Annotated in this window: 2 protein-coding genes; both read left to right on the top strand. The window is 57.3% G+C overall.

The features are described 5' to 3' along the window. Positions 1-214 precede the first annotated feature (214 nt). Positions 215-502, top strand: coding sequence for a hypothetical protein (locus DRF71_RS28530; RefSeq protein ID WP_232831414.1), 288 nt, complete (start codon positions 215-217; stop codon positions 500-502). Positions 503-573: 71 nt separating this feature from the next. Further along, a partial coding sequence (locus DRF71_RS09375; RefSeq protein WP_112310319.1) for a Maf family protein occupies positions 574-1,145 on the top strand: 572 nt, incomplete at its 3' end.

Below are 1,145 nucleotides of genomic sequence, written 5' to 3'. Positions count from 1 at the left end.
GGGATAATACCACCATGCCCACCGCACCTGTAGCACGGTCTGGATCAGCGTCTGGAAAAGGGAGGCGTCAGGACCGGACGGCCCCGCATGGCCAGCAGATAGGGGGCCAGAGCTTTTAAGTCAATCTTTCTCAGCAGGAAAGCGCAGCCAGAGGCGAAAGGCGCCCATCTGGTCCGGGACCTGCCCGCTTTCATAATATCTTTAAGAAAAAGAAATGAAGATTGATGATGTAGTATGCCCTGAGGATATCAGGAAAGGCGGGTTCCGGCAGCGCTTCTCCCGGAGTTCTCCACCTGTGGACAGAAGCGGGAAAGCTGAGAATAAAAGGCATGGTATTTTGATTTATCTAATTATATCATGTTCTTATGATATCATTTCAGACCATCGCCCTGTGGAGGATAAATGTCACAGCCTGGTGACAGCGGCAAATCCGGCTGGTGGTGGAAAACTGCATCCGCATCTGGATAACCGCAGCCGGCAGGACAGAGCTTTTCGCGGATAATCCGACACGGCTGGTCAGACCGGGGATAACCCGCCGATTCCTCCCCCGAACAAAACAGGATTTTCCACAAAGTGCCCTCAGATTTCCCCGGCGATCACGGTGACAGAAAAAAGCCGCCTCTGGTGCTGGCCTCGGCGTCAGAGACCAGAATCGCGATGCTGACGGCGGCTGGACTCGCATTCGACAGTCAGCCTGCGCGGGTTGACGAGGAGACCATTCGCCGCGCGCTGGAGGCCGAGTCGGCAAAGCCCCGTGATATTGCCGATGTGCTGGCCGAAACCAAAGCGCTGAAAATCTCGGGAAAGCGGCCCGACGCACTGGTGATCGGATCGGATCAGGTGCTGGAGCTTGACGGACAGATCTTCGCCAAGCCCGAAAACCCGGACCATGCCCGCGATCAGCTGATGGCCCTGCGCGGCAAGACCCATCGTCTGCTGTCGGCGGTGGTGGTCTGCCGCGCCGGTGAACCGCTCTGGCGTCATATGGGTGAGGCCAGGCTGACCATGCGCGACTTCTCAGAGCCCTGGCTTGACCACTATATTCCGCGCAACTGGGAGAAAATCCGCCATTCCGTCGGCGGATACCGGCTTGAAGAGGAAGGCATTCGGCTGTTCTCCTCGATTCAGGGCGATCATTTCACCCC

Source organism: Pseudogemmobacter bohemicus (assembly GCF_003290025.1).
GTDB lineage: Bacteria > Pseudomonadota > Alphaproteobacteria > Rhodobacterales > Rhodobacteraceae > Pseudogemmobacter > Pseudogemmobacter bohemicus.
Note: the sequence above shows the minus strand (reverse complement) of the source record. Positions and strands in the feature narration are given on the sequence as shown.

Coding starts and splice junctions, on each gene's coding strand:
- DRF71_RS28530 (WP_232831414.1), top strand. CDS start 215: ATGAAGATTGATGATGTAGTATGCCCTGAGGATATCAGGAAAGGCGGG.